The organism is Oleiphilus sp. HI0125 (genome assembly GCF_001635355.1).
In genome coordinates this window covers 1-593 of record NZ_LWGF01001346.1, presented here as the reverse complement: position 1 = coordinate 593, position 593 = coordinate 1, and the positions used below count along the sequence as shown (strand labels likewise).

The following is a 593-nucleotide window of genomic DNA, read 5'->3' as shown; positions in this document are numbered from 1 at the left end:
TCAGATTACATGTCCTTCGCTTTCTCGATCGCTTCATCGATAGAACCAACCATGTAGAACGCCTGTTCTGGAAGGTCATCGAACTCACCGTTAAGAATGCCTTGGAAACCACGGATAGTATCTGCAAGAGACACATACTTACCAGGAGAACCAGTAAATACTTCAGCAACGTGGAAAGGCTGCGACAAGAAACGCTCAATCTTACGAGCACGTGCAACAGTTTGCTTATCTTCTTCAGAAAGCTCGTCCATACCAAGAATCGCGATGATGTCTTTCAATTCTGCATAACGCTGAAGAACTGTTTGAACACCACGAGCAACTTCATAGTGCTCGTTACCGATTACTAATGGATCCAACTGACGTGAAGTTGAGTCAAGTGGGTCAATCGCTGGGTAGATACCCTTAGAAGCGATGTCACGGCTCAATACAACCGTTGCGTCCAAGTGAGAGAACGTTGTTGCTGGCGATGGGTCAGTCAAGTCATCCGCTGGTACGTATACCGCTTGGATAGAAGTGATCGAACCAGTCTTAGTAGAAGTGATACGTTCCTGAAGAACCCCCATCTCTTCTGCTAGTGTTGGCTGGTAACCTAC

General features: G+C 46.5%; 1 pseudogene. It reads right to left on the bottom strand.

Features of this window, described 5'->3' with window-relative positions:
- Nucleotides 1-5: 5 nt before the first annotated feature.
- Nucleotides 6-593, bottom strand: a pseudogene (locus A3762_RS23095) (F0F1 ATP synthase subunit beta); the annotation flags it as partial.